The organism is Oscillatoria sp. CS-180 (genome assembly GCF_028330965.1).
In the GTDB taxonomy this organism is placed as follows: domain Bacteria; phylum Cyanobacteriota; class Cyanobacteriia; order Phormidesmidales; family Phormidesmidaceae; genus Halomicronema.
Window position 1 is genome coordinate 1 of sequence record NZ_JAQMUB010000004.1, and the last position, 21,456, is coordinate 21,456.

A 21,456-nucleotide genomic window follows, 5' to 3' on the forward strand; every position below is an offset into this window, starting at 1 on the left:
CCTGTCCGCTGGTCAAGTTTCATCCATCGCAAAAGCTTTGTCCTTGCAAGGACACTCAACAATCGGCTTAGTTGTCTGGTTTGGGGCACTCACAGCCTGTGGTTGCAGCGCAGGCACAACTCTATTTGTCCAAAATCAAGTAAGTTTGTATTGCAGGTTTTACGACCAACCATTTGTCTCATCGTTATAGTTCGCTGGAACAGCTGATAAGACAGTTATCCGGTGAATCCCCATCAGGAACCTCGAAATAAGATGGGGCACACCATTAGAATTTTCCTTACGAGCAACTTCTTTGCCGAACCTCTATATTGATCGCCCTACTGCCCTACTCGAAAGCTTTTGCGATGCTGCCGCGATCGCCCCAATTTGCCAATAGCAGCACGATGTCTGGGACTCCCGTAACCTTTGTTTGAAGCGAGGTCGTAGCCGGGATAGCGCTTGTCTAGTCGCACAATCAGGGTATCGCGCCAGACTTTAGCGAGGATGCTGGCAGCGGCGATCGCGACGCTGTTCTGGTCGCCTTTGATAATGGTTTGCTGGGGAATATCCAGGTTGGGAATAGGTTTGTTGCCATCAATTAGGCAAAGGGTTGGTGACGGGGTTAGCTGGGTAACGGCCCGCTTCATCGCTAATAGGGAGGCCCAAAGGATGTTGATCCGGTCAATCTCGTGGACGCTGGCTGAGGCGATCGCATAGGCATCAGCCCATCGGTGAATTGGCTCAACCAATGCTGTTCGCTGAGTAGCTTTCAATCGCTTGCTGTCAGTGACCCCCAGTTTAGCCAAAGCCAATTCAGCTTTCGGTGAAAGGATCACAGCCCCGGCGACGACGGGTCCGAATAAGGCTCCCCGGCCAACTTCATCAACCCCAGCAATTTTTTCTATCTCATAGTGATCTGCCATCATCAACACACAAATAGAGGCGAGATACAGCCGTTGCCATCCGCTAGGCCAAGATGACTAAAGCTATAACCTCGCCGCTAGCTCATGTGATTAATCCTCTTGACTAACCTTCATCCTCATTGGCCGATGAGCGACGGCGACGACGACGACGAGTGGTCGTGGTTTCTTCGGCCTCAGCAGCAGGAGGTGTTGCATCGGCATCATCGCTGCTCTCTGAAGGTTCCGGCTCAGATTCCGCCGTAGGCTGTTCTGCCTCAGTAGTGGGTTCTGCAACAGACTCGGGTTCAGTCTCCTCGGCGGAAGAGCGGCTTTTCCGACTTTTCTTCAAAACAGGAGGCCCATCTGTCGTTGTTGCAGAGGTTGCCTCAGTATCCTCTGATGGGGAGGAGTCGTCCAAATCGGCTTTTTCACCAGGCAGAACAACTCGGATGGCGGTGTTTTTAGGGTCTTTGACCTCCTGCGTGCTCAGCACCATTGGCGAAATGCCCATCATGGCGTAGACGCTCTGCTCTTCAGGGGTCATTTCAACGACGACTTTTTCGGGGGGAGCCGCAACTTTGCGCTCTCCTCGTCCGTTTCTACCTCGACTAGAGCGGTGAGTCGTCGTCGGTGCTGAAGCGGGAGTCTCAGCTGTGGAAACAGGGTCAGCAACTGCAACTGGAGCACTTTTTGGGGCATCCCCATTCCGTCCGTTGCTGCGACTAGGTGGGGAAGAATCGCGACGACGACGGCGACGACTGCCTCGACTTCCCTTGGATTCCTGATAGTTAGGATGGTTGAGCAGATCAAGCTCTTGCAAATCGGAGTGGGGATCTAGGCTTTCTGGCGGCGCGGTGTGAGCGATCGCTCGGTTGCTGATGCTAGTGCTGCTATCGCGAGCAGCCTCCAAAGCCGCGCCGTCTATCGTTGCCGGTTCGCCAGGTAGATGAACTAGATGACCTAAACCGTTGCAGGCAGGACAAGGGCGTCCGAAGAGTTCGTAGAGATTCTGACCCTGACGTTTGCGAGTCAGCTCGACTAGCCCCAATTCAGACAGCTGGGATATCTGAGGTCTGGCTTTATCAGCTTTCAGCGCTCGATTAAAGGTTTCTAAAACTTGGAGCTGGTCGCGGCGGGCATCCATGTCGATAAAATCAACAATGATGACACCAGCAACATTGCGTAGCCGAAGCTGTCGAGCAATTTCTTCAGCCGCTTCGCAGTTGGTCCAGAGTACGGTTTCCCGAGCCGTTGCTGACCGTGTGAAAGAGCCAGAGTTAACGTCGATAACCGTGAGTGCTTCTGTCGGCTCGATGATGATGTAGCCCCCAGACGGTAAGTCTACTCTAGGCTGGATCGCGTCTTTGATCGCGGCATTGACTCTGAAAAATTCTAAGAGAGGGACGCGATCGCGATGGTGGTCAATCAACACACCAGATGGAATTCGCCCTCCATTCCAGTTCATGAGATGCTGCTTAACGCGCTTCAGACCCGTGTGGGAATCTGTAACAATACGATTAACATCACCGCTATAAACATCTCTCAACACGCGCTGAATGAAATCATCATCACGGTTCAAGAGTTCAGGAGGGCGTTTAGAAAGCGCTTCCTGCTGAATGTTTTCCCACTGCTTTTGAAGAAATTCTAAATCTTCGATAATGGCTTCTTCGGCTACGCCCTCTGCTTCTGTTCTCACTAAAAGACCCATACCAGCAGGCTTTAATAGAATAGCGAGGGCGCGAAGACGGTTTCGTTCCTGTTCGTTCTGAATACGACGAGAGAGGTTAACCCCTTTGCCGTAGGGCATTAATACTAGATAGCGTCCTGGTAACGTTACGTTTCCAGTGAGTCGTGGTCCCTTGTTGCCCGTCGGCTCCTTCATAATCTGAACGAGCACTTTCTGCTGAGGTGCAACTAGTTCAGTGATCGATCCTGCTGTGCGCTTGAGCCGTAAGGGACCCAAGTCAGTCACATGCATGAAGCCATTGCGCTCGCTGTCACCGATGTTGACGAAGGCGGCATCAATTCCAGGGAGTACGTTCTCGACCGTGCCCACATAAATGTCGCCTACCTGGTGAGTTCCTGTCGCAACAACAAGTTCCTGTATTTGGTCTCCTTGAAAAACAGCAGCAATGCGATGCTGTTCAGCAATAACAATCTGCTTTGGCATTCAACATCCTCAAAAACTCATAAGGATTCTCCCCCTTCTTCCAGCGCCAAAGGAAAGAATCAAAAAGGCAATTCTGTCTAGAAGCAACTGCACCATTCCAGGGCCAAAACAGCACTGTCAAAACCATAGGAAACGACAGACGCCAAGGTGGAATCTTTCGAAAGCCCGATAGCCTCACGGAGTGGTTCGGGCAGCTTTTCCTAACTTCACCAAAATCTTTGTCGAATCTACAAAATTCTGACAGAAGCCTTTGGTAATGCGCCTGTTCAGACCACTATTCGCTTGATTACGCTCAAGCCTGATAGCTAGTCGCTTCTGTTGGGTGCATTATAGCGCTAGGTGGTTGGAATCAACACATCTTACTGAAACGCATCCTGCTTAAGCCTGAACAGACACTTTCTAGGCGACATTACGTTTTATGAAGGGATGCTGATGTCTTTTGTTGAAGCCCTACTGCTGACGCCAGCAGCAGGGGCACAGTGGCTTCATTAGGAGGCTGTCAACACGGGTAGAGGAGAACCGCTCTTCTCAGCTTCAACCCAATTCAACAGCAACACAATGACGGGATATCGCTTGGGCAGTTCTTTGCGAATCAGGCGGCGTAATTCGGACTCAATGGCAGGCTGCAAGCCGTCTCGTTCAATACCGTTTTTGAGCGATCGCTCTCGCAAAACTCGGCCAATGACGTCGGCAACTTTGCCCTGAAAGCGTTCGATATTCAGTGATTGAGAAATCCCGCGAATATCAATATTGGGTGGAGACGCTAACTTGCCATTGCTGTTGACAATGGCGGCAACAGTGATGATGCCATCCTCAGCTAGCTGCTGGCGATCGCGCAGAGTATTGCGATCAACAACTCCCTGGCGCGAAGAATCCACTAGCTCAATGCCAGAGGGAACCTTACCACCGATCTGAATACTGTCAGGGGTCAGCTCAACAACGTCACCGTTGCGAATGATCACCATATTCTCAGCCGGAACGCCCATATTCTGAGCAGTTTCTGAGTGCTTCACCAACATCCGATGCTCACCGTGAACGGGCAAGAAGAACTTGGGGCGAGTTAACGCCAACATGAGCTTTTGATCTTCCTGAGCACCGTGTCCCGACACGTGAATGCCCCAATGTTTACCATAGATAACATTGGCTCCGCGCATCATCAGCTTGTCGATGGTGTTGACAACAGAGATGGTGTTACCAGGAATGGGATTCGCTGAGAAAACAACCGTGTCTCCTTCTCGAATTTTGATGTCGCGGTGGGAGCCGTTAGCAATGCGGGTGAGTGCCGCCATTGGTTCGCCCTGGGATCCTGTTGTCAGGATCATAACGTCTCTATCGGAATATTGATTGAGGTTCCGTAGCGGCTGAAAGCGCTCCTCTTCACACTTGATGTATCCTAATTCACGTGCATGGGCAATCACGTTCAGCATGGAGCGTCCAAGGACAAATACCATACGATGGTGCTTCTTCGCCAACTCTAGGATCATGTTGACGCGGTGAACCGATGACGAAAAGGTTGTCACGAGTAGACGTCCGTCAGCCTGAGCGAATGCACGATCCAAGTTGGGATAGACCGATCGCTCAGAAGGGGTATGTCCAGGGACTTCGGCATTTGTCGAATCACTGATGAGGCATAGCACCCCTTTCTCACCATATTCTGCCAATTTCTGAACGTCGAAGTGCTCACCATCCACTGGAGTATGGTCAAACTTGAAGTCACCCGTGTGGATCACAATGCCAATTGGCGTATGAATGGCAACGCTACAGCTGTCGGCGATGGAATGTGTGTTGCGGATGTATTCCACGACGAAAGATTTGCCAAGGCGTACCATGTCCCGAGGTCGTACAGACCGTAATTCGGTGCGATCGCTCACACCTGCTTCCTCCAGTTTGCCTTCCAGCAGCGCCATGGCTAATCGAGGACCATAGATCACAGGAATATCGAACTGCTTTAGGTGAAAAGCGATTCCGCCAATGTGATCTTCATGGCCGTGAGTCACAATCATGCCCTTAATCTTGTGGCGATTTTCCCGCAGGTAAGTGACATCGGGCAGCACGATATTGACGCCATGCATGTCATCCGTAGGAAACGCAAGTCCAGCGTCCAAAAGGATGATTTCGTCATTAATTTCGAAAACGCAGGTGTTTTTGCCAATCTCGTGAAGGCCACCCAGGGGAATGATTTTGAGCTTTGAATCAGAATTTCGATGAGTCATATAGTTGGAAATCAAGAATGCCAAAAATGGCTGTACAAAAAAATGGCTAAAAAACCAGAGATGAAGTTAAACAGTGCGAAGGATTAAATCTTTAACGGCAACGAATTAAGTGCTCGGGTATTTTTTTCAAAAGGACACCAATAAAAATCGACAACTTTCTGCCAGCGTGGCTGACAAACAACGGTCAGGGACGATTTCTGATAACGAGTAAACAGATTTCAAGCAGATGGGACATCTGCTGAAATGAACCCAGGAAGAGCTATCATTAGCTCAATCTCTTAACCAAATAAGTGTTTTTAATATTTAGGTGAAAGAGATGCAAGAATATTCAATTGTCAAAAAGCCTGATAGCAATTGTTGATAACGATTAAGTGTTCAAATAAGCTGTTTCAGCTGTTTCTCTAATGCTTGTTTGACGGCTTCACTGGCAGGCACCAGAGGAGAGCGGACTGAACCCACATCCCAACCCTGAGAGGCAAGAGCTGCTTTTACTGGAACGGGGTTGGTTTCTAGAAACAAGGCTTTAAACAGGGGAAACAAACTCAAGTGGTCGTCAATGGCACTCTTTACTTTACCCATCTCAAAGGCTTGAATCATCCCCCGGAGACGATTGCCCACCAAATGACTGGCTACACTTACAACGCCGCATCCTCCTATCGAAAGCAAGGGTAGCGTCAAAGAATCATCTCCAGAATATAAAAAGAACGAATCAGGAGTTGATGCCCTTAGGTGACTAGCATAGTCAAGGTTGCCACTAGCCTCCTTGATAGCAACTACATTGTCAACTTCTGAGAGACGGACCACCGTTTCAACCGAAAGGCCACAACTCGTCCGTCCAGGCACATTGTAAAGCATTACGGGGAAATCAGGGCAAGCCTCGGCGATCGCTCTGAAATGGTGGTAAAGCCCTTCCTGCGTAGGCTTATTATAATACGGAACAACCTGTAACGTCCCGTCCAAATCCAGGGTCGATGCTTTACGGGTGGCCTCAATGGCTTCGCGAGTCGAGTTAGAGCCTGTCCCTGCAATCACCTTCGCGCGATCGCCGACAGCCGCTTTGACACTTTTGAATAGCTGTAGTTCTTCGTCCCAAGAAAGGGTCGGTGATTCACCAGTTGTTCCACAAATGACAAGTCCATCACTACCGTTCTCAACCAAGTGAGCTGCCAGCGCCTCTGCAATAGCGTAGTTGACGCTTCCATCCTCCCCAAAGGGAGTCACCATAGCCGTTATGACTTGACCAAAATATCCCACGCCTTCGTAATCCTTCTTGATTGAATACCCTTAACAAGTGGCCTCGCCTTAAGACGTCGTTAACCGTTTTTGACCGTTTTTGGCTGTATCAGCAATTAAGATAACAACCTTATGACCTCTCGAACACCAGGACAGATAAAAAGTCCTTATTGGTCTTAGGTGTTTAGACAGCTAGAACCGTGGATTTTAACCACTGCTTGGCTACCAATAGCTCTGCAATCTGAACGGCATTGAGCGCCGCCCCTTTACGAATCTGGTCGCCACACAGCCATAGATCCAGGCCATTAGGGTGCGAGATATCCTGACGAATGCGGCCTACCAGAACATCATCCTGACCGCTGGCATCAATCGGCATGGGAAAATAATTAGCCTGCCAATCTTCCACAACCTTGACTCCAGGAAACTCTAATAGCGTTGCACGCGCTTGATCTGGCGAAAAGGGTACAGCAAATTCCAGATTGACCGCTTCTGAATGTGCTCTCAAGACTGGAACACGGACACAAGTGGCAGTAACTCTAAGGTTAGGCTCGCCAAAAATCTTGCGGGTTTCGTTCACCATTTTCATCTCTTCCTGACAATACCCAGCTTCGTTAAGCGGCGAGTTGTGGGGAAAGAGGTTGAAGGCAAGCGGATAAGGAAAGGATTCAGTGGTAGGGGTCTTTCCTGCCAGAATGGCCTCAGCTTGCGACTTTACTTCCTCCATGGCTTTGGCCCCAGCCCCACTGGCGGATTGATAGGTTGCTACTACAATGCGCTGGATTGGCTGAACCTGGTGGAGTGGCCAGATAGCCATTGCCATCAGGATCGTCGTGCAGTTGGGATTGGCAATGATGCCGGAATGTTCAGCCGCGGCCTGGGGGTTGACTTCTGGGACCACCAAAGGCGTCTTGGGATCCATCCGAAAGGCACTGGAATTGTCAATCACGACGGCCCCTGCAGCCGCTGCTTTGGGAGCCCACTCCTTGGAAATGCTGCCCCCTGCGGACGCTAGAACGATATCAACGTCGTCAAAAGCGCGATCGCTCAGCCCTTCTACTACGAGAGGCTGTCCACGAAAATGCAGTGTCTTGCCCGCAGATCGAGGGGACGCCAGCAGCCTCAGCATCGAAATAGGGAACTGGCGTTGCTCCAATAGATCAATCAGCTCCGTGCCAACAGCTCCAGTTGCTCCAACAATGGCGACACGATATCCTTCCGACACAATCTCTACTCTCCCTGGCCTGAACTTCCTAACGTGAGTGGGCTGGCAATACGGGATAGCTCTACATGCTTGGTGGTGCGATCTCTATCCGCTTCCCAACAATCCCGTCTGAGGCAATCTTACGATCCTATTCTCTCACCTAATAAAAGCATCCCAACTCAAATGTTAAAAGATACCTCAAACCAGCAGGGTGCAGTTGCCTCTTGGATGCAGTATTATAGCTAACTGCATTGAATTCAGAACTCGCTCAGCTGAGGCCTGGGACAAGCTTTTTGCTTTTCAAAAGGGTTGTCTCCAACCTCCAGGCTGTCATTGCTCAGGAAGTAGGACTCCTTCATGAAAGTTACTCAAGAAAAGCTGCCCGATAGCCAACTAGGGCTTCAAATTGAAATTCCCGCTGAGGTTTCCAAAAAAACCTACGAAAAGGTCCTACAGAAGCTCATCAAAACAGTTCGCGTTCCAGGTTTTCGCCCCGGCAAAGTGCCACGTCAGGTTTTCTTGCAGCGCTTTGGGCCAACTCAGATAAAAGCGGCTGCCTTAGAAGAGTTGGTGCAAGACTCCATTGAGCAGGCGATTAAGCAAGAGTCCATTGATACGATTGGCAACTATCAGCTTGTCTCTGAATTTGAAGAACTTATTGAACAATACACCCCAGGCGAAGTGCTGACCGTCAAAGCGTCTGTAGACGTGCCGCCTCGGGTCAAATTAGAGACGTATACAGGGCTGACAGTCCAGGCAGAAGAAGTCGAGTATGCGGAGAGTAAGGTCAATGAGGTTTTGGAACAATACCGCCTCAACTTAGCGACTCTGGTCCCCATCGAGGATCGCGCTGCCAAAATGGGAGATGTTGCTGTGATCGATTTTGAAGGCAAGATCAAGCAGGAAGACGATACCTATGAGGTGTTTGAAGGCGGCACTGCGGAAGACTTTCAGCTGGAGCTAAAAGAGGGTGGCTTCATTGATGGATTTGTTGAAGGCATCGTTGGTATGTCTCTAGATGAAACGAAAGAGCTATCTCTAACATTCCCTGAGAACTATCCTCAACAGGATCTAGCGGGTAAACCCACGCTGTTCACCGTGACCCTGCAAGACTTGAAAGAAAAAGAATTGCCTGACTTGGATGACGATTTTGCAGAAGAGGTCAGTGAGTTTGAAACCTTAGCAGAACTCCGGACTTCTTTGGAGGAGCGTTATCAGACGGAAGCTGCGGATGAAACCGAAAGCAATCAGTTTGAGGCGCTGCTGGAAGAACTGCTTAAGCATTTAGACGCTGAGATTCCAGAAACGTTGATTCGGCGCGAAGCTAACTACCTAGTGCAGCAGACGGCTGTGCAGCTGAGCCGTCAGGGGATTGATATTAATAAGATGTTGACTCCCGAAATTGTTGAGAATATGCGAGATCGTGCTCGTCCTGATGCGATCGACCGTCTCAGGCGCACTCTGGCATTGGGAGAAGTCGCTAAACAGGAATCCATCTCGATTGAGGAAGATGCGATCAAAGCCCGGATGGATGAAATGTTGGAAGAAGTTAGCAATCCGGAGGACATTGATCGCGATCGCCTGAGAGAAGTTGTTAACGAGGAACTGCTTCAAGAGAAAATCTTGAAGTGGCTGTTAGAAAACAACACTGTGGATTTGGTACCAGAGGGTACTCTGAAACCTGACGAGTCCGACGAAGCTGATGATGCAGAAACATCAGCCTCTACAGAGGTCCTGGATGTAAGCGCGACGGAAGTAGAGGAGGTGCCTGAAAACGCTGAAGCTCTGGCAACGGAAGCCGTGGCTACTGCGGCGGATGCGGATGAGGCAAGTGCGGATGAGATGGCTGAAGCCAAAGCAGCTGTTGAAGCAGTTGAGGCCAGTTCAGGCAGTGAGGAAGAATAAGCAGCTTTCGACAAGGAAGACGCGGATAGGATGAGTTGATGAGAGTCATATGCCAGTCCTTCTGCTAACTGCCAGAACGACCGACATGCAAGAAGTACAAGCGCATTGGCAAGGCAGACAATCCCCCCAGCATTACTGGACCTCCCGGCAGTCAAACAGTTTTGGGTGCAAAAGTTCTGTTGAGCATTCGCGAAAGATTTCTGGAAGATCTACCCATATCAAGCTGACCTGGATTAGGATTCATGCTGAGAACAACTCCAACGGTTACTGAGTAAGTTTGAAGTTTGATTTGATAAGGCGTGCCTATAGTGCTTTTTTTGGTCTAGACTTGGTCGGGAATTACGATGCCCTAATTATTAGGTTCATCACCTCGGTCTCACACGCTCTTATCAGACGTTGGGGCATAATGTTCTATAGAGTTGCTAATTTGCTCTCTTCGAATTAGCAATTCATGCCTGGTAGCAGGCTACCTCCCAGAAGGTTTATTCCGTGATGGATGTTCCTGTTAGGGAGTTTCGTCGAAGAGGGCTGATGTCAGAAAACTAATCGGTTGATATAGTGCTGCAATCTTCAAGGAATCATTCTATCTCTAGCCGAAACGCCCTACACCCCCACCCTCAGGGCGTTTTACCAATGGTAGTTGAACAATCTGGCCGGGGCGAAAGAGCTTTTGATATCTACTCGCGTTTGCTACGGGAGAGAATTGTCTTCTTAGGTACCCCTGTCAACGATGAGGTTGCTGACTCCATCGTGGCGCAGCTGCTTTATTTGGATGCGGAAGATCCTGAGAAGGATGTTCAGATTTATATCAATTCTCCCGGCGGATCGGTAACTGCTGGCATGGCAATCTACGATACGATGCAGCAAATTCGTCCAGACGTCGTGACTATCTGCTTTGGTTTGGCTGCTAGTATGGGCGCTTTTCTCCTTTGTGGAGGTGCTCAAGGTAAGCGTTTATCTTTGCCGAGTGCCCGGATCATGATTCATCAGCCGCTTGGCGGGGCGCAGGGACAGGCTGTTGATATTGAAATTCAGGCAAAAGAGATTCTCTACCATAAGCAGCGTTTGAATGAACTCATTGCACGCCATAGCCAACAGCCTTTGGAGCGCATAGAAGCTGATACCGAACGCGACTTTTACATGTCTGCTGAAGAGGCTAAAAGCTATGGCCTGATTGACCAGGTTCTCGAAAAAGACTCGCTGGCGACTGTTGCATCAGTTGCTGCATTGTAATAGGGGCACAATATGTCTAAGTACGACTCCCATCTCAAATGTTCTTTTTGCGGTAAGTCACAGGAACAGGTTCGTAAGCTCATTGCAGGGCCTGGTGTTTACATTTGCGATGAATGTGTTGACTTATGTAACGAAATATTAGATGAGGAGTTGTTTGATTCAGGGGCGACCGTTCCCCAATCGGTTCCTCGACGAGAGCAACCTCCTGAGCGCCGACGGTCCGCCCCATCTCCCATTACGTTTAGTCAAGTTCCTAAGCCTCGCGAGATTAAAAATTATCTTGATGATCATGTCATTGGACAGGACGAAGCTAAGAAAGTTCTTTCAGTCGCGGTCTACAACCACTACAAGCGATTGAGTCATCTGCAAAATCAGACCAATCCCTCTGAAGATGGGATTGAAATTCAGAAAGCTAATATCTTGCTGATTGGGCCGACAGGATCCGGCAAAACGTTACTGGCACAAACCCTAGCGAGAATTCTGGATGTCCCCTTTGCTGTTGCCGATGCAACGACGCTGACGGAGGCTGGATACGTTGGTGAGGATGTCGAGAACATTTTGCTGCGTCTCTTGCAGGTTGCTGATCTAGATGTTGAGGAAGCCCAACGAGGCATTATTTATATTGACGAGATCGATAAAATTGCCCGCAAGAGCGAAAACCCGTCTATCACTCGTGATGTCTCGGGTGAGGGGGTGCAGCAGGCGCTCCTAAAGATGCTGGAGGGAACGGTTGCTAATGTGCCGCCTCAGGGTGGACGCAAACATCCTTACCAAGACTGCATCCAAATTGATACTAGTAATATCTTGTTTATCTGTGGTGGGGCCTTCGTCGGGTTGGAAAAGATGGTGGAGCAGCGCGTAGGCAAAAAGTCTATGGGCTTCATTCAACCTGGAGATACTCAAATCTCTCGTGAAAAGCGTACTGCGGACATTTTGAAGGAGCTAGAACCTCAGGATTTAGTAAAGTACGGTTTGATTCCTGAATTCATCGGACGTATCCCAGCCATTACAGTGGTTGATCCACTGGATGAGGATATGCTGGTGGCCATCATGACTGAGCCGAAGAATGCCCTAATCAAACAGTTTCAGAAGCTTATGGGCATGGACAATGTGCAGCTTGAGTTCAAGCAGGATGCTATTCGAGCGATCGCGCGGGAAGCTTATCGCCGTAAAACAGGTGCTCGTGCCCTACGCGGTATCGTTGAGGAACTAATGCTTGACGTCATGTATGAGCTGCCTTCCCGCAAAGACGTGAAACGCTGCATGATTACCCGTGAAATGGTTGAGCAGCGCTCTACGGCAGAATTGCTTCTTCACCCTTCCTCATTGCCTAAGCCTGAGTCAGCCTAAAGGCTTAAGTGCCCTTAGAGAAAGCGTGTGGCTTTCTAGCAACATTCCTATCTTTAAAGTTTTAGGACTTGACTGCCTTTAGTCGATTCAGAGTTAGCAATCTACCGTTAGAAGATGCCCTACGTCTCAGTTTTTGGAGTCGATCATTACTACGAGTGGCTCACCGAAGGTGAAACAGGACCCAACGGCATTAAGCCCATTATGGTTTTCATCCACGGTTGGGGAGGGTCTTGCCGTTATTGGCGTTCAACGGCACGATCGCTAAGTTCTCAGTTTGATTGTTTGCTCTACGACATGCGAGGGTTTGGGCAATCACGCATCAAAACTAACGATCGAGAAGCTGTTCTCGCAAGGGGATATGAGTTAGACACCTTTGCCGACGATTTGGCTGAGTTGCTGAATGCTTTGGAAATTGATCGAATTTGGTTGAACTCTCATTCGACTGGAGCATCTGTTGCTGCTCTGTTTTTGAATCAGTATGGAGATCGCGTCAATCAGGCTATTCTGACCTGTAATGGAATTTTCGAATATGACAAAAAAGCCTTCGAAGCGTTTTATACCTTCGGTGGCTATGTCGTAAGGTTCCGTCCTGCTTGGTTGAGTCGCATTCCTCTCGCGCCTCGGGTATTCATGGCTCGTTTCCTCAGCCGCCCTATTCCCTCAGCTGAGCGCAAAGCCTTTCTGCAAGACTATTTGTCCGCAGACGGCGACATTGCTTTGGGAACCATTTACACAGCCGTCAGCAAGCGAGCGACAGAAATAATGCCTGCTGCGTTCAAAGCGATCGCAGTGCCGACTCTACTTGTTTCAGGAGAGTACGATCAAATCACCCCGGCCAAGCTAGGAAAGCAAGCCGCAGTGCTGAACCCAGAAATGATTAAATATGTCGAAATCAAAAATACAGGACACTTCCCGATGTTGGAAGCACCTCAGATATATCTCGAAGAAGTGAACAATTTCTTAAATGTCGCCTAGCTAGCGAATACTCCCGACAAGTGGGGTGATGCTGGGCAAACCTATAAAGTATAAGCGTCTTACCCTAGCAAAGTAGGTGACGACTATAAAGTCTTAGCTCTAAAACGTTTTGGGAGAGGTTGAAAGTCACTCTCCCAAAACTGACCCAGAACCACGATAAGACCGTGCCTCTAGGCTAAAAACTCCTAATCTTCGTAGACACGGCATTCGTCCGCATCGGGGTTTGCATCGCAGTATTCTTCGAAAGAAGTCTTTTTAGTGTCAGATTGCCGTTGATGAGAGGCTTCAGCTTGAAGCTCTTCGACAGCATCCCACGCCGCTGCACATTCTGCTGAAGAGCTGCCAGCAGTGTCGCAAGCGTCACGAGCTTGTTTCAATTCTTCTTGGATTTTGTCTTGAATGTTGTTGCTCATAGAAACCCTATTAAATCGCTTTAAGTTCCCAACAGATACGCCCTACCGCACGAACAGGGAGTCACACGGCTGCAAACTGCACTCCACGACTCAGTGTAACGTTTCGCTTTTGAAGGATCGGTGTAATCCATGGCAAACCTTCACACTGTGCCAAACAGAAACAATTCTCTGCAATATTCCTTGATAAAAGAATAGAGTGCGTCTCTAACAAGATACTCCCTGCTGCCATAATCAGGCAGGGCAAAAATCCGTATTAGTTTCGTTCGGTTTTTTTACACCAAGTAATCTCAGATCCTAAACTACCGCAAACCCATAACAGACAAATCATTCTGGGGAAATATTTTAGAATTGCCTGCAAACGGTACAAACTCTAAAAACGACGACTTTTTCAACATTAATTTCCTATTTGCCTTAGGCTTAAACCAAGTCAATAGGAAGAACTAGCGCGTGGCAGGAGGTTTTCACTTATGGCTGCAACTGCTCAGTCGATGCAGTGGATAAGCGCCCTCTCGACTCAACCCTCTCTAGAGGCTGCTGTTCGAGACGTGGCAGACCAGATTAAACAACACCTTCAGGCCAAGCCAGACTTGGGCATTATCTTTATATCATCAGCATTTGCTAGTGAATATGCCCGTTTGCTGCCCTTGCTCCATGCAGTGCTGGAGATTCCCTGTTTGATTGGTTGTAGTGGTGGTGGCGTTGTCGGCACCACCGCCAGTGGTGAAACCTTAGAAGTTGAGCAAAAGCCAGCTTTGAGTTTAGCGGTTGCGTCTTTACCTGGCGTAGCGGTTAAAAGCTTTTATCTGCAAGAAGATGATCTGCCCGATCTAGATAGCCCGCCTAACCTGTGGGTTGACAAGGTCGGTGTGGCACCCGAGGAGCAGCCCAGTTTTATTTTGATGGCTGATCCCTTTACGTCCAGTATTACAGAGCTACTTCAAGGCCTAGACTTTGCTTATCCTGGAGCCGTCAAAGTGGGTGGGCTAGCTAGTGTGAGCAGTTTTCAGCGTAACAGTGGGCTCTTCTTCGAGGATTCCCTTCATGGCGAAGGTGTAGTGGGTGTGGCGCTCTCTGGAAACATCGCAGTGGATGCTGTTGTGGCTCAGGGATGCCGACCGATTGGCGAACCGTTTCGAGTCGCTGCGGGTGAGCGCAACATTTTGCTGGAATTGGAGAAGACTAACGACTTTGGTGGAGAGACCCAAACTCCATTAGAGGCATTGCAAACGATTTTGAAGGGACTAAGCGATAGCGATCGCGAACTCGCCCAGGATTCTCTTCATATCGGTATTGCTCAAGATGGCTTTAAGGAAAATCTTCATCATGGTGATTTTCTAATTCGCAATTTGTTAGGCGTTGACCCTCGGATTGGGGCGATTGTGATTGGCGATCGCATTCGAGTAGGACAGCGCATCCAGTTCCATTTGAGGGATGCCCGTACCTCTGCTGATGACTTGAAGACGTTGCTGACTCGCTATCGCAATCAAATCAATAGCAACGCAGATTTCCCTATAGGCGCTCTGATGTTCTCTTGCATGGGGCGTGGGGAAGGACTGTATCAGGAACCTAACTTTGATTCGCGGCTGTTTAATGAACAGCTAGGGGCGATTTCCCTGAGTGGCTTCTTTTGTGGGGGAGAGATTGGTCCCGTCGGCGGTACAACCTTTTTGCACGGGTATACCTCAGTCTTTGGTATTTGTCGGCCTGCTGAATAGTCTCTAGGACTATGAAAACGAGCCGACTTTTGAGAGTTGAGCGGAGTGACATCAAGGCGAATTATCGCGATCATCCTGAGAAATCTCTAGCAGGTCCATCATGTCGGCGTGCATCATCGCAATCTCTGGACGATTTTGTACTGCCCGCTGATAGCGAACTACCGTTTCACTGTCATCAGCACTCTCTAATGGAATTAAATCACGAGCTTCTGCTAGCAAAGCATGAAGCTGATTAGGTGAAACGGGCTGCTTGGATTTCGTCGTTTCGTCAATTCGTACAATGAACTGAGAGATAGGGCGCAACCACTCAAACCATTCGTCACCGATGACGAGGCGAAAAAGTTCTCCCTTGGAGGTTATAGGACCATGAACTCGCTCGTAACTGTCCTGTTCAGCGTCTAGCAATGATTTATGAAGTTTTAGAAGCAGCGGACGCAATTTGATCAGCTTTTCGTAAGCTGGCATTGAGCGAAAGGTTGAATCAGTCATGCAATCAGGCTAATCGTTCTACAGCACTCTTCTAATCTTGTCACATCCTGCTGAGGGAAGGGAGGGATGTGAGAGATAGCGCAATTAGGACGCTAAAGTTGATTCTCCCCATCAATTTTGTTGCCCTCTCCCTTCAGTCTTTTGAGATATCTTTATTGACGCTGATCTTCTCCGCTAGTTCGACTTTGATGCGATTCAGGATGGAGGCTTCGTCTAGCGTGTCCAAAATGTTACTGACCACGCTTTTCGGGCCTTCTGGACCCCATTTCGCACCGTTGGCTAGATAGCGTTTAGTCACTAAACCGATGCCATAGGTAGCAACTCCTGTGACAGCGGCTTGAGCGATCGCGACTGAGGTATAGGGTGCGAGGGAGATCCCTCCAGTGGCAGGAACACTAAGGCTGAGTAGTCCCTTCAGAGAACTTAGCCCTAGGGTGACCACCAGCTCGCTAGCGGAGAGTCCTCCTAGCTCCAGGGCAATGCTGCGGAGGAGTTTAACCGCCCCGGTGTAGGTCATGGGCAGTCCATAAAGCCGAGACAGGGTGAGAATCATGACGATGTCAATGACAGCTCCAGTCAGAACATCAACGACCGTGATTGGATTGAGAGCGATTGCGATCGCTTTAGTCATGACGCTGTTCCAAATCACCTCATTGGCAGCCTGGTCGCGTATTTTCAGCTTTCTGTCCAAAATGTTTTCGTTCAGTTCATCGGCATACAGCAGCGTATTAAGAGCAACAAGGGCGAGTCCTTCGCGGTGCAAAACATCTAAGATTTTCAGCTTTAAGGCTTCTACCTGGGGTGTCCCTCGCTGCAATGTGGGTCTAATTCGACCAGACGAATCGGGCGTTGCCACCGCTATCAAAGGAGCTGCGGAGGTCATCACGATTTCATCCGGTGAAATGAGGTCTCGCAAGCGCTCATCCGTTAGGGCTGTGTGAATGGTTTGACGATCAGCTTCCGGATATTGATCAGCTTTGTTGAAGACCAGCAAAATCGGTTTACTGGCTTTTCTCAGTTGAACCAGCGCCTCATACTCAACCCGAGTAATGTCCCCAGCAATGACAAATAGAATAAGGTCAGCTTCTATCGCGATTTGTTTAGCAAGCTGCTCTCGTTCCATCCCGTTGACTTCGTCTAGTCCAGGTGTGTCGATCAGTTCAATAGAAGATTGTCCAGCTCCTTGCAGAGCAGCTCGCCAAACCGTGTGATCCTCACCAAAAGCATCCTGACTAACGTGCCATTCGGTTTTTTGGACAGTTTGGGTCACTCCATGAGTTGGACCTGTCGTGAAAAGATCTTTTCCGGCTAAGGCGTTCAACAAGGATGATTTACCACGCCCAACTAATCCAAAAACGGCGATTTGGATAACAGCGCGATCCAGCTTCTGCATCAGTCCAGTGAGTTGCTGAAGCTCTTGTTGTAAACCTGAGGCTTCGCGAGGAGACAGGTCAAGCCGCTCCAGCATGGACTGGAGCACCCCTCTAGCTTGCTCATAGGTCAGATCAGATTGAAAATCCTCAAATTCTGTAACGACTTGATCTAGCTCATCCGCAAGATTAGACGATGCAGTTTTCTCTGATGCAATTTTCTCTTCAGAAGATGCCATTTTGAAGGCCCGGCTACTACTCTCAGAACACTTTTAGGTTTCAGTTAGGATGCGATAGTTTCAACTAGCTATGGGTGTCATCGACGGTGGCACATCAGTGAGAGAATACATGTCAGGATTCGTTTACACGGTGTATGGAATTTCAGACCCCTTCTCAAAAGGCTTGTTACGGACGTATTGAACCCTGGATGCATAACTTGTTCGGGGAAAACGTGGTGATGTTTGATGATGAACCGCTGTTTGTCATTAATTTTGGTTCGGCTGTAGCCTCCACCCGAGTCATTCCCTGGGAAGAAAATGATGCGCTAATTACAACTCGCTCTTATGTTGTCACTGATATTACCGTTACTCCCGAACTCTCTTACTACCTACTCCGAGAGAACAATGGCATCCGCTTTGGTCGGTTTGCTTTCGACTCTGAGAACGACATCGTTTTTGAGCATAGTCTTGTGGGTTCCACCTGCGATCAAATAGAGCTGCGATATTCGGTAACGACCGTCGTTAGATTAGCTGATAGTTATGACGATGAGATTGTGGCGCGCTGGGGTGGCAAAAGAGCCCTTGATCGCTGGTCATCTTGGTAATTTTTGCAAGGAAAGTTTAACAACACGAGACCTCTTGGGCAGTCTTAGGCAAAATTAACATCAGTTTGCACCGTTAGAGCCGACGCCATAAAAATCTCCTATATCTAGGGATCTATAGAACCAAAGCCGTAAGTTCTAATGGGTAAGCACTAATATTGGCAGCGGCGTAAAGGGAGTAGAAATCACATGCTGCGGTGGAGAAAAATTTGGGGCTGGAGCTTAGTTAGCGCGATCGCCTTTGCGGTTGTGTTATTAACCCTCTGGCCTATCCAGAATCAGCTACGAGCAATTGAGGCCGTTTCGGGATTACCAATGCTGGCTGAAAACGCGGCCTTTGCCATGGTTCCGACTATCTTGTCAGATACGGAGAGTCCTTTAGATTTTCAACCTGTGCCAGTAGTTGCTCAAACAGCTTATCAACCACGACAAGTGATTCAGCTTGCTGATCCTTCTAACTATGGCGATCGCTACAGCACCGATGCCTTTGGTCAGCCTGTTAGCAACCAGTTTATTGCGGTCTTGCATGAGACGGTAGGCTCAGCTCAGAGCGCGTTGAATTTGTTTCAGACTTATCACGCTAATGACAACGACCAAGTTAGCTATCATACGCTGATTGGCAGAGATGGCACCATCTACTATATTGTACCGCCTGAGAAAAGAGCTTATGGTGCAGGCAATTCAGTTTTCAACGGTCCCAGTGGCCCCGAAACGGTAACGACTAACCCTGCTTTCCCCTCTTCAGTCAACAATTTTGCTTATCACATTTCACTGGAGACGCCTAGCGATGGTCGAGGTAATGGGCCTACCCATAGCGGCTACACTCAGGCGCAGTATGAATCAACTGCGTGGCTTCTAGCCCAGAGCAGCATCCCTGACGATCGCATTACAACCCACAAAGCGGTTGACCGTTCAGGCAGCCGTCAAGATCCTCGCATGTTTGAGTTCAGTCGTTTCTTTGGCCTGCTCCGTCAATATCCCAGCCGTGCTGGATTGTCGTAAGGAGAGCATTTCATTAACATGGCCCTTCAATTCCCAGTGTTGGGGGACTTCCACCAATGGCTCCTTGATGAAGGGGCGTCCGATCCTCGTGCTAATAAATAGCGCCTGTTACTGATGATCGCTCTTCCAGCTTTTGATCAAAGAATCTAAAGATTGGGGTAGAGGATCTCCCAAATTTGGGTGAGGAAGATAGGACGTTAGTAAAAGAACTGCTACGAATAAAAATACTAGCCGAGAAGGGCGAACCTCTGAGGTATGCATCAGTATAAAGACCTCCAGAAATCAAGAAATTGAAAAAGACAGAATCCTGTCAAAAATGCTCTTTTAGTAGGGTGAACAGGACCTGCCAAATCAGATCCTTGAAAGCAGACGGCTTTGCTATGTGAGATCTGAACAATAAAAAGTCTGTCGAAAGCCCTGTTTCATTATGGTTTCAAGCTTGAGTATAGTTGCAAGCTTTTATCAGAATTAACTCATAGGTTTTACTTCAATGTGAAAATCTGATGTTTCCGGAGAAGACCAAACTCAAGCTTTTCAAAAAGCGAATGCAGATAAGCATTTATTTAATTTTGCCTGAGAAATGTCTGCCCAATCCGTTTGACGGACAGATTTTGAATTGGCCTCAAAAGTGTCTTTCCTTAAGCTGTACCTGCTGCCGACCTTGAACCATTTATGGTTCCAATCCATGACTTTTACCAATCACCCAACTACGGCGGAAATAACGGGCTAGGCTCGATTCATTTAGTGTCAGGCAGATGGGACGTCCATGGGGGCAAGTTTGAGGTTTTCGAGTCCGCTGCCAAGCGTTGAGAATAGACTGTAGAGTTTCAACTCTAAGGGGAGTCCCATTTCGAATGGCTGTGCGGCAGGCCGTTGCAACGAGAGCACTGTCTAAGTCCGCACCTAGACTCAGCTCCTGAAGCGCCTCGGCACAATCATCACGATCAACTAGGGGGGCAGGCGCAGTACGGACAAGCCACAGGTCAGGACCAAAGGGGTCTACTGTGAGGCCGATGCGCTGTAATTGTTCCACTTGAGACTCGGACAGATTCGATAGGCTAATGGGCGTTGCGAGGGGCACAATTTCCCAGCGATCGCATAACTCTTCATATAGCACCCGTTCATGGGCAATATGCTGCTCAATCAAGCACAGGCCAGCAGGGTGTTCTGCTAGGATGTAGCGGTTATGCACCTGAGCGATCGCTTTCAAACCTAGCGGCGTATCTGAATACTGGTCATCGTTAGGCGTCGTACGATATTGACCTTCGGGTTCTGCTGCTTGCAATAGCTGGGTGACCCGCTGGTTTTGACCCGTTTCAATTCGAGACGCTTGAAGTGTTTGCTCAATGACGCTTTCTATCGCCGTACACCAGTCGTCTAAATGCTGGAGATATACTCGCGATTTGTCAGGAGACCGATGCCAGTCAACCTGATGTGGTGTCACTTGAAGATGTATGAAGATGACAGGATAGCGATCGCGGGGGAGCGATCGTCGTAGAACAGTCAGCAACCGTTCTGTCACCTCTGGTAGCTGAACAACACGACCGTTGAGTGCGGTGAAGACGCCATCAGGACGGCGACGATGACATCGGTCAGGGAGTCCCATCAAGAGATGGATTTTGCCCTCAACGCCTTCGATTGAACAGGGCTGGTCCGTTTCTCGCAAATCGGTGACTTGGATGCGGCGCATGATTTGGGGCAGCACATGCAACGCTGATTGTCCGGGCCACAAAGTGAACCAAGGATGATCGTCTAAGAAGCCTTGCCAGGTAATGCCAGGATGACAAAGCGCCAAATGGTACACGCTTTGCTGGATCATCCGCAGCTGCTGTTGGGATGAGGCCGCTTCTTGGCGAGAGGGCATCGAGTAAAACAGGTCTTCTACCGTGACCCGTGTTCCAGGAGCCATCGCAATGGGGGTTGTGTTAGTGGGCCGACCAGAGCGATCGCAAGTCACGCAAAAGCCACTGTTGACTTGCGATTGGGGACAGCTGCACAAAGTCAACTGGGACAAGCGACTTAGGCTGTGTAGCGCCTCACCCCGAAAGCCAAGACTGTGGACATTCCACAAATCTTCCTTGGCAAACAGTTTACTGGTGCTATGAGATGTGGCCGCTCGCCTTAAGTCCTCAATCGGCAGGCCGCTGCCATTATCCGTAACTTGAATGTGCCAGGGATGCGATCGCACTTCAATGACAATCCGAGAAGCCTCAGCGTCAATCGCATTTTCTGCCAACTCCCGGACCACAGCTGCAGGAGAATCAATCACCTCCCCAGCAGCCATAAGCTTAACGACATCTGACGGCAGCGGTTGAATGCCTGCCATTGAGTGAAACACCTGATAACACAAGGGTCAGTAACCTGTTACAAACCCGCCCCCCATGCTAGCGAAAATAAATCCTTCCGGGGGTTTAATGCTTAGCAATATGTGCTCCCCTGTAGAGAGCGATCGCCTAGTTCACAGGCACGGCTTCACCATCAACTGG

Annotated in this window: 16 protein-coding genes; 7 read left to right on the plus strand and 9 right to left on the minus strand. The window is 49.2% G+C overall.

The features are described 5' to 3' along the window. Positions 1 to 317: 317 nt before the first annotated feature. The 5 genes from PN498_RS00485 to PN498_RS00505 form a co-directional block, all read right to left on the minus strand. Positions 318 to 905, minus strand: coding sequence for a ribonuclease HII (locus PN498_RS00485; RefSeq protein ID WP_272060704.1), 588 nt, complete (start codon positions 903 to 905; stop codon positions 318 to 320). A gap of 100 nt (positions 906 to 1,005) precedes the next feature. After that, positions 1,006 to 3,051 carry an Rne/Rng family ribonuclease gene (locus PN498_RS00490; protein WP_272060705.1) on the minus strand — a complete coding sequence of 682 codons (2,046 nt, stop codon included), beginning with the start codon at positions 3,049 to 3,051 and terminating at the stop codon, positions 1,006 to 1,008. A gap of 488 nt (positions 3,052 to 3,539) precedes the next feature. Then, positions 3,540 to 5,264 carry a ribonuclease J gene (locus PN498_RS00495; protein ID WP_272060706.1) on the minus strand — a complete coding sequence of 575 codons (1,725 nt, stop codon included), beginning with the start codon at positions 5,262 to 5,264 and terminating at the stop codon, positions 3,540 to 3,542. Between the two features lie 375 nt (positions 5,265 to 5,639). Then, on the minus strand, positions 5,640 to 6,518 hold the full coding sequence (dapA, locus tag PN498_RS00500; protein ID WP_272060707.1) for a 4-hydroxy-tetrahydrodipicolinate synthase: 879 nt from the start codon (positions 6,516 to 6,518) through the stop codon (positions 5,640 to 5,642). Between the two features lie 163 nt (positions 6,519 to 6,681). Then, positions 6,682 to 7,719, minus strand: a complete 1,038-nt coding sequence (locus PN498_RS00505; protein ID WP_272060708.1) for an aspartate-semialdehyde dehydrogenase — start codon at positions 7,717 to 7,719, stop codon at positions 6,682 to 6,684. A 336-nt stretch (positions 7,720 to 8,055) separates the two neighbouring features. Between PN498_RS00505 and tig the strand changes: the two genes are divergently transcribed. The 4 genes from tig (at position 8,056) to PN498_RS00525 (ending at position 13,161) form a co-directional block, all read left to right on the plus strand. Continuing rightward, entirely contained in the window at positions 8,056 to 9,603 is a 1,548-nt protein-coding gene (tig, locus tag PN498_RS00510; RefSeq protein ID WP_272060709.1) for a trigger factor, read from the plus strand. Positions 9,604 to 10,188: 585 nt separating this feature from the next. After that, on the plus strand, positions 10,189 to 10,836 hold the full coding sequence (gene clpP / locus PN498_RS00515; protein ID WP_442951392.1) for an ATP-dependent Clp endopeptidase proteolytic subunit ClpP: 648 nt from the start codon (positions 10,189 to 10,191) through the stop codon (positions 10,834 to 10,836). A gap of 12 nt (positions 10,837 to 10,848) precedes the next feature. Continuing rightward, positions 10,849 to 12,186 carry an ATP-dependent protease ATP-binding subunit ClpX gene (clpX, locus tag PN498_RS00520; RefSeq protein WP_272060710.1) on the plus strand — a complete coding sequence of 446 codons (1,338 nt, stop codon included), beginning with the start codon at positions 10,849 to 10,851 and terminating at the stop codon, positions 12,184 to 12,186. 114 nt (positions 12,187 to 12,300) lie between these two features. After that, positions 12,301 to 13,161 carry an alpha/beta fold hydrolase gene (locus PN498_RS00525; protein ID WP_272060711.1) on the plus strand — a complete coding sequence of 287 codons (861 nt, stop codon included), beginning with the start codon at positions 12,301 to 12,303 and terminating at the stop codon, positions 13,159 to 13,161. Between the two features lie 185 nt (positions 13,162 to 13,346). On the opposite strand, the gene PN498_RS00530 is transcribed toward PN498_RS00525, so the two are convergent. Further along, positions 13,347 to 13,574, minus strand: coding sequence for a Calvin cycle protein CP12 (locus tag PN498_RS00530; protein WP_272060712.1), 228 nt, complete (start codon positions 13,572 to 13,574; stop codon positions 13,347 to 13,349). A gap of 488 nt (positions 13,575 to 14,062) precedes the next feature. On the opposite strand from PN498_RS00530, the gene PN498_RS00535 reads away from it, so the two are divergent. Further along, positions 14,063 to 15,289: an FIST signal transduction protein gene (locus PN498_RS00535; protein ID WP_334312205.1), complete on the plus strand. Its 1,227-nt coding sequence runs from the start codon at positions 14,063 to 14,065 to the stop codon at positions 15,287 to 15,289. A 51-nt stretch (positions 15,290 to 15,340) separates the two neighbouring features. On the opposite strand, the gene PN498_RS00540 is transcribed toward PN498_RS00535, so the two are convergent. Both PN498_RS00540 and PN498_RS00545 read right to left on the minus strand, forming a co-directional pair. Then, complete coding sequence (locus tag PN498_RS00540) at positions 15,341 to 15,778, minus strand: hypothetical protein (protein ID WP_272060714.1); 438 nt, start codon at positions 15,776 to 15,778, stop codon at positions 15,341 to 15,343. A 133-nt stretch (positions 15,779 to 15,911) separates the two neighbouring features. Further along, positions 15,912 to 17,387: a GTP-binding protein gene (locus PN498_RS00545; protein ID WP_272060715.1), complete on the minus strand. Its 1,476-nt coding sequence runs from the start codon at positions 17,385 to 17,387 to the stop codon at positions 15,912 to 15,914. Between the two features lie 134 nt (positions 17,388 to 17,521). On the opposite strand from PN498_RS00545, the gene PN498_RS00550 reads away from it, so the two are divergent. Together PN498_RS00550 and PN498_RS00555 are read left to right on the plus strand one after the other, a co-directional pair. Further along, complete coding sequence (locus PN498_RS00550; RefSeq protein ID WP_272060716.1) at positions 17,522 to 17,971, plus strand: T3SS (YopN, CesT) and YbjN peptide-binding chaperone 1; 450 nt, start codon at positions 17,522 to 17,524, stop codon at positions 17,969 to 17,971. 186 nt (positions 17,972 to 18,157) lie between these two features. Further along, on the plus strand, positions 18,158 to 18,970 hold the full coding sequence (locus PN498_RS00555; RefSeq protein ID WP_272060717.1) for a peptidoglycan recognition protein family protein: 813 nt from the start codon (positions 18,158 to 18,160) through the stop codon (positions 18,968 to 18,970). 670 nt (positions 18,971 to 19,640) lie between these two features. Here PN498_RS00555 and mutL read toward each other — a convergent pair. After that, positions 19,641 to 21,296: a DNA mismatch repair endonuclease MutL gene (mutL, locus tag PN498_RS00560; RefSeq protein WP_272060718.1), complete on the minus strand. Its 1,656-nt coding sequence runs from the start codon at positions 21,294 to 21,296 to the stop codon at positions 19,641 to 19,643. Positions 21,297 to 21,456 lie beyond the last annotated feature (160 nt).

Bases quoted from the DNA above. Each gene is read 5' to 3' on its own strand.
- PN498_RS00485 (WP_272060704.1), bottom strand. From the start codon at position 905: ATGATGGCAGATCACTATGAGATAGAAAAAATTGCTGGGGTTGATGAA.
- PN498_RS00490 (WP_272060705.1), bottom strand. From the start codon at position 3,051: ATGCCAAAGCAGATTGTTATTGCTGAACAGCATCGCATTGCTGCTGTT.
- PN498_RS00495 (WP_272060706.1), bottom strand. From the start codon at position 5,264: ATGACTCATCGAAATTCTGATTCAAAGCTCAAAATCATTCCCCTGGGT.
- tig (WP_272060709.1), top strand. From the start codon at position 8,056: ATGAAAGTTACTCAAGAAAAGCTGCCCGATAGCCAACTAGGGCTTCAA.
- clpX (WP_272060710.1), top strand. From the start codon at position 10,849: ATGTCTAAGTACGACTCCCATCTCAAATGTTCTTTTTGCGGTAAGTCA.
- PN498_RS00525 (WP_272060711.1), top strand. From the start codon at position 12,301: ATGCCCTACGTCTCAGTTTTTGGAGTCGATCATTACTACGAGTGGCTC.
- PN498_RS00530 (WP_272060712.1), bottom strand. From the start codon at position 13,574: ATGAGCAACAACATTCAAGACAAAATCCAAGAAGAATTGAAACAAGCT.
- PN498_RS00535 (WP_334312205.1), top strand. From the start codon at position 14,063: ATGCAGTGGATAAGCGCCCTCTCGACTCAACCCTCTCTAGAGGCTGCT.
- PN498_RS00540 (WP_272060714.1), bottom strand. From the start codon at position 15,778: ATGACTGATTCAACCTTTCGCTCAATGCCAGCTTACGAAAAGCTGATC.
- PN498_RS00545 (WP_272060715.1), bottom strand. From the start codon at position 17,387: ATGGCATCTTCTGAAGAGAAAATTGCATCAGAGAAAACTGCATCGTCT.
- PN498_RS00550 (WP_272060716.1), top strand. From the start codon at position 17,522: ATGGAATTTCAGACCCCTTCTCAAAAGGCTTGTTACGGACGTATTGAA.
- PN498_RS00555 (WP_272060717.1), top strand. From the start codon at position 18,158: ATGCTGCGGTGGAGAAAAATTTGGGGCTGGAGCTTAGTTAGCGCGATC.
- mutL (WP_272060718.1), bottom strand. From the start codon at position 21,296: ATGGCAGGCATTCAACCGCTGCCGTCAGATGTCGTTAAGCTTATGGCT.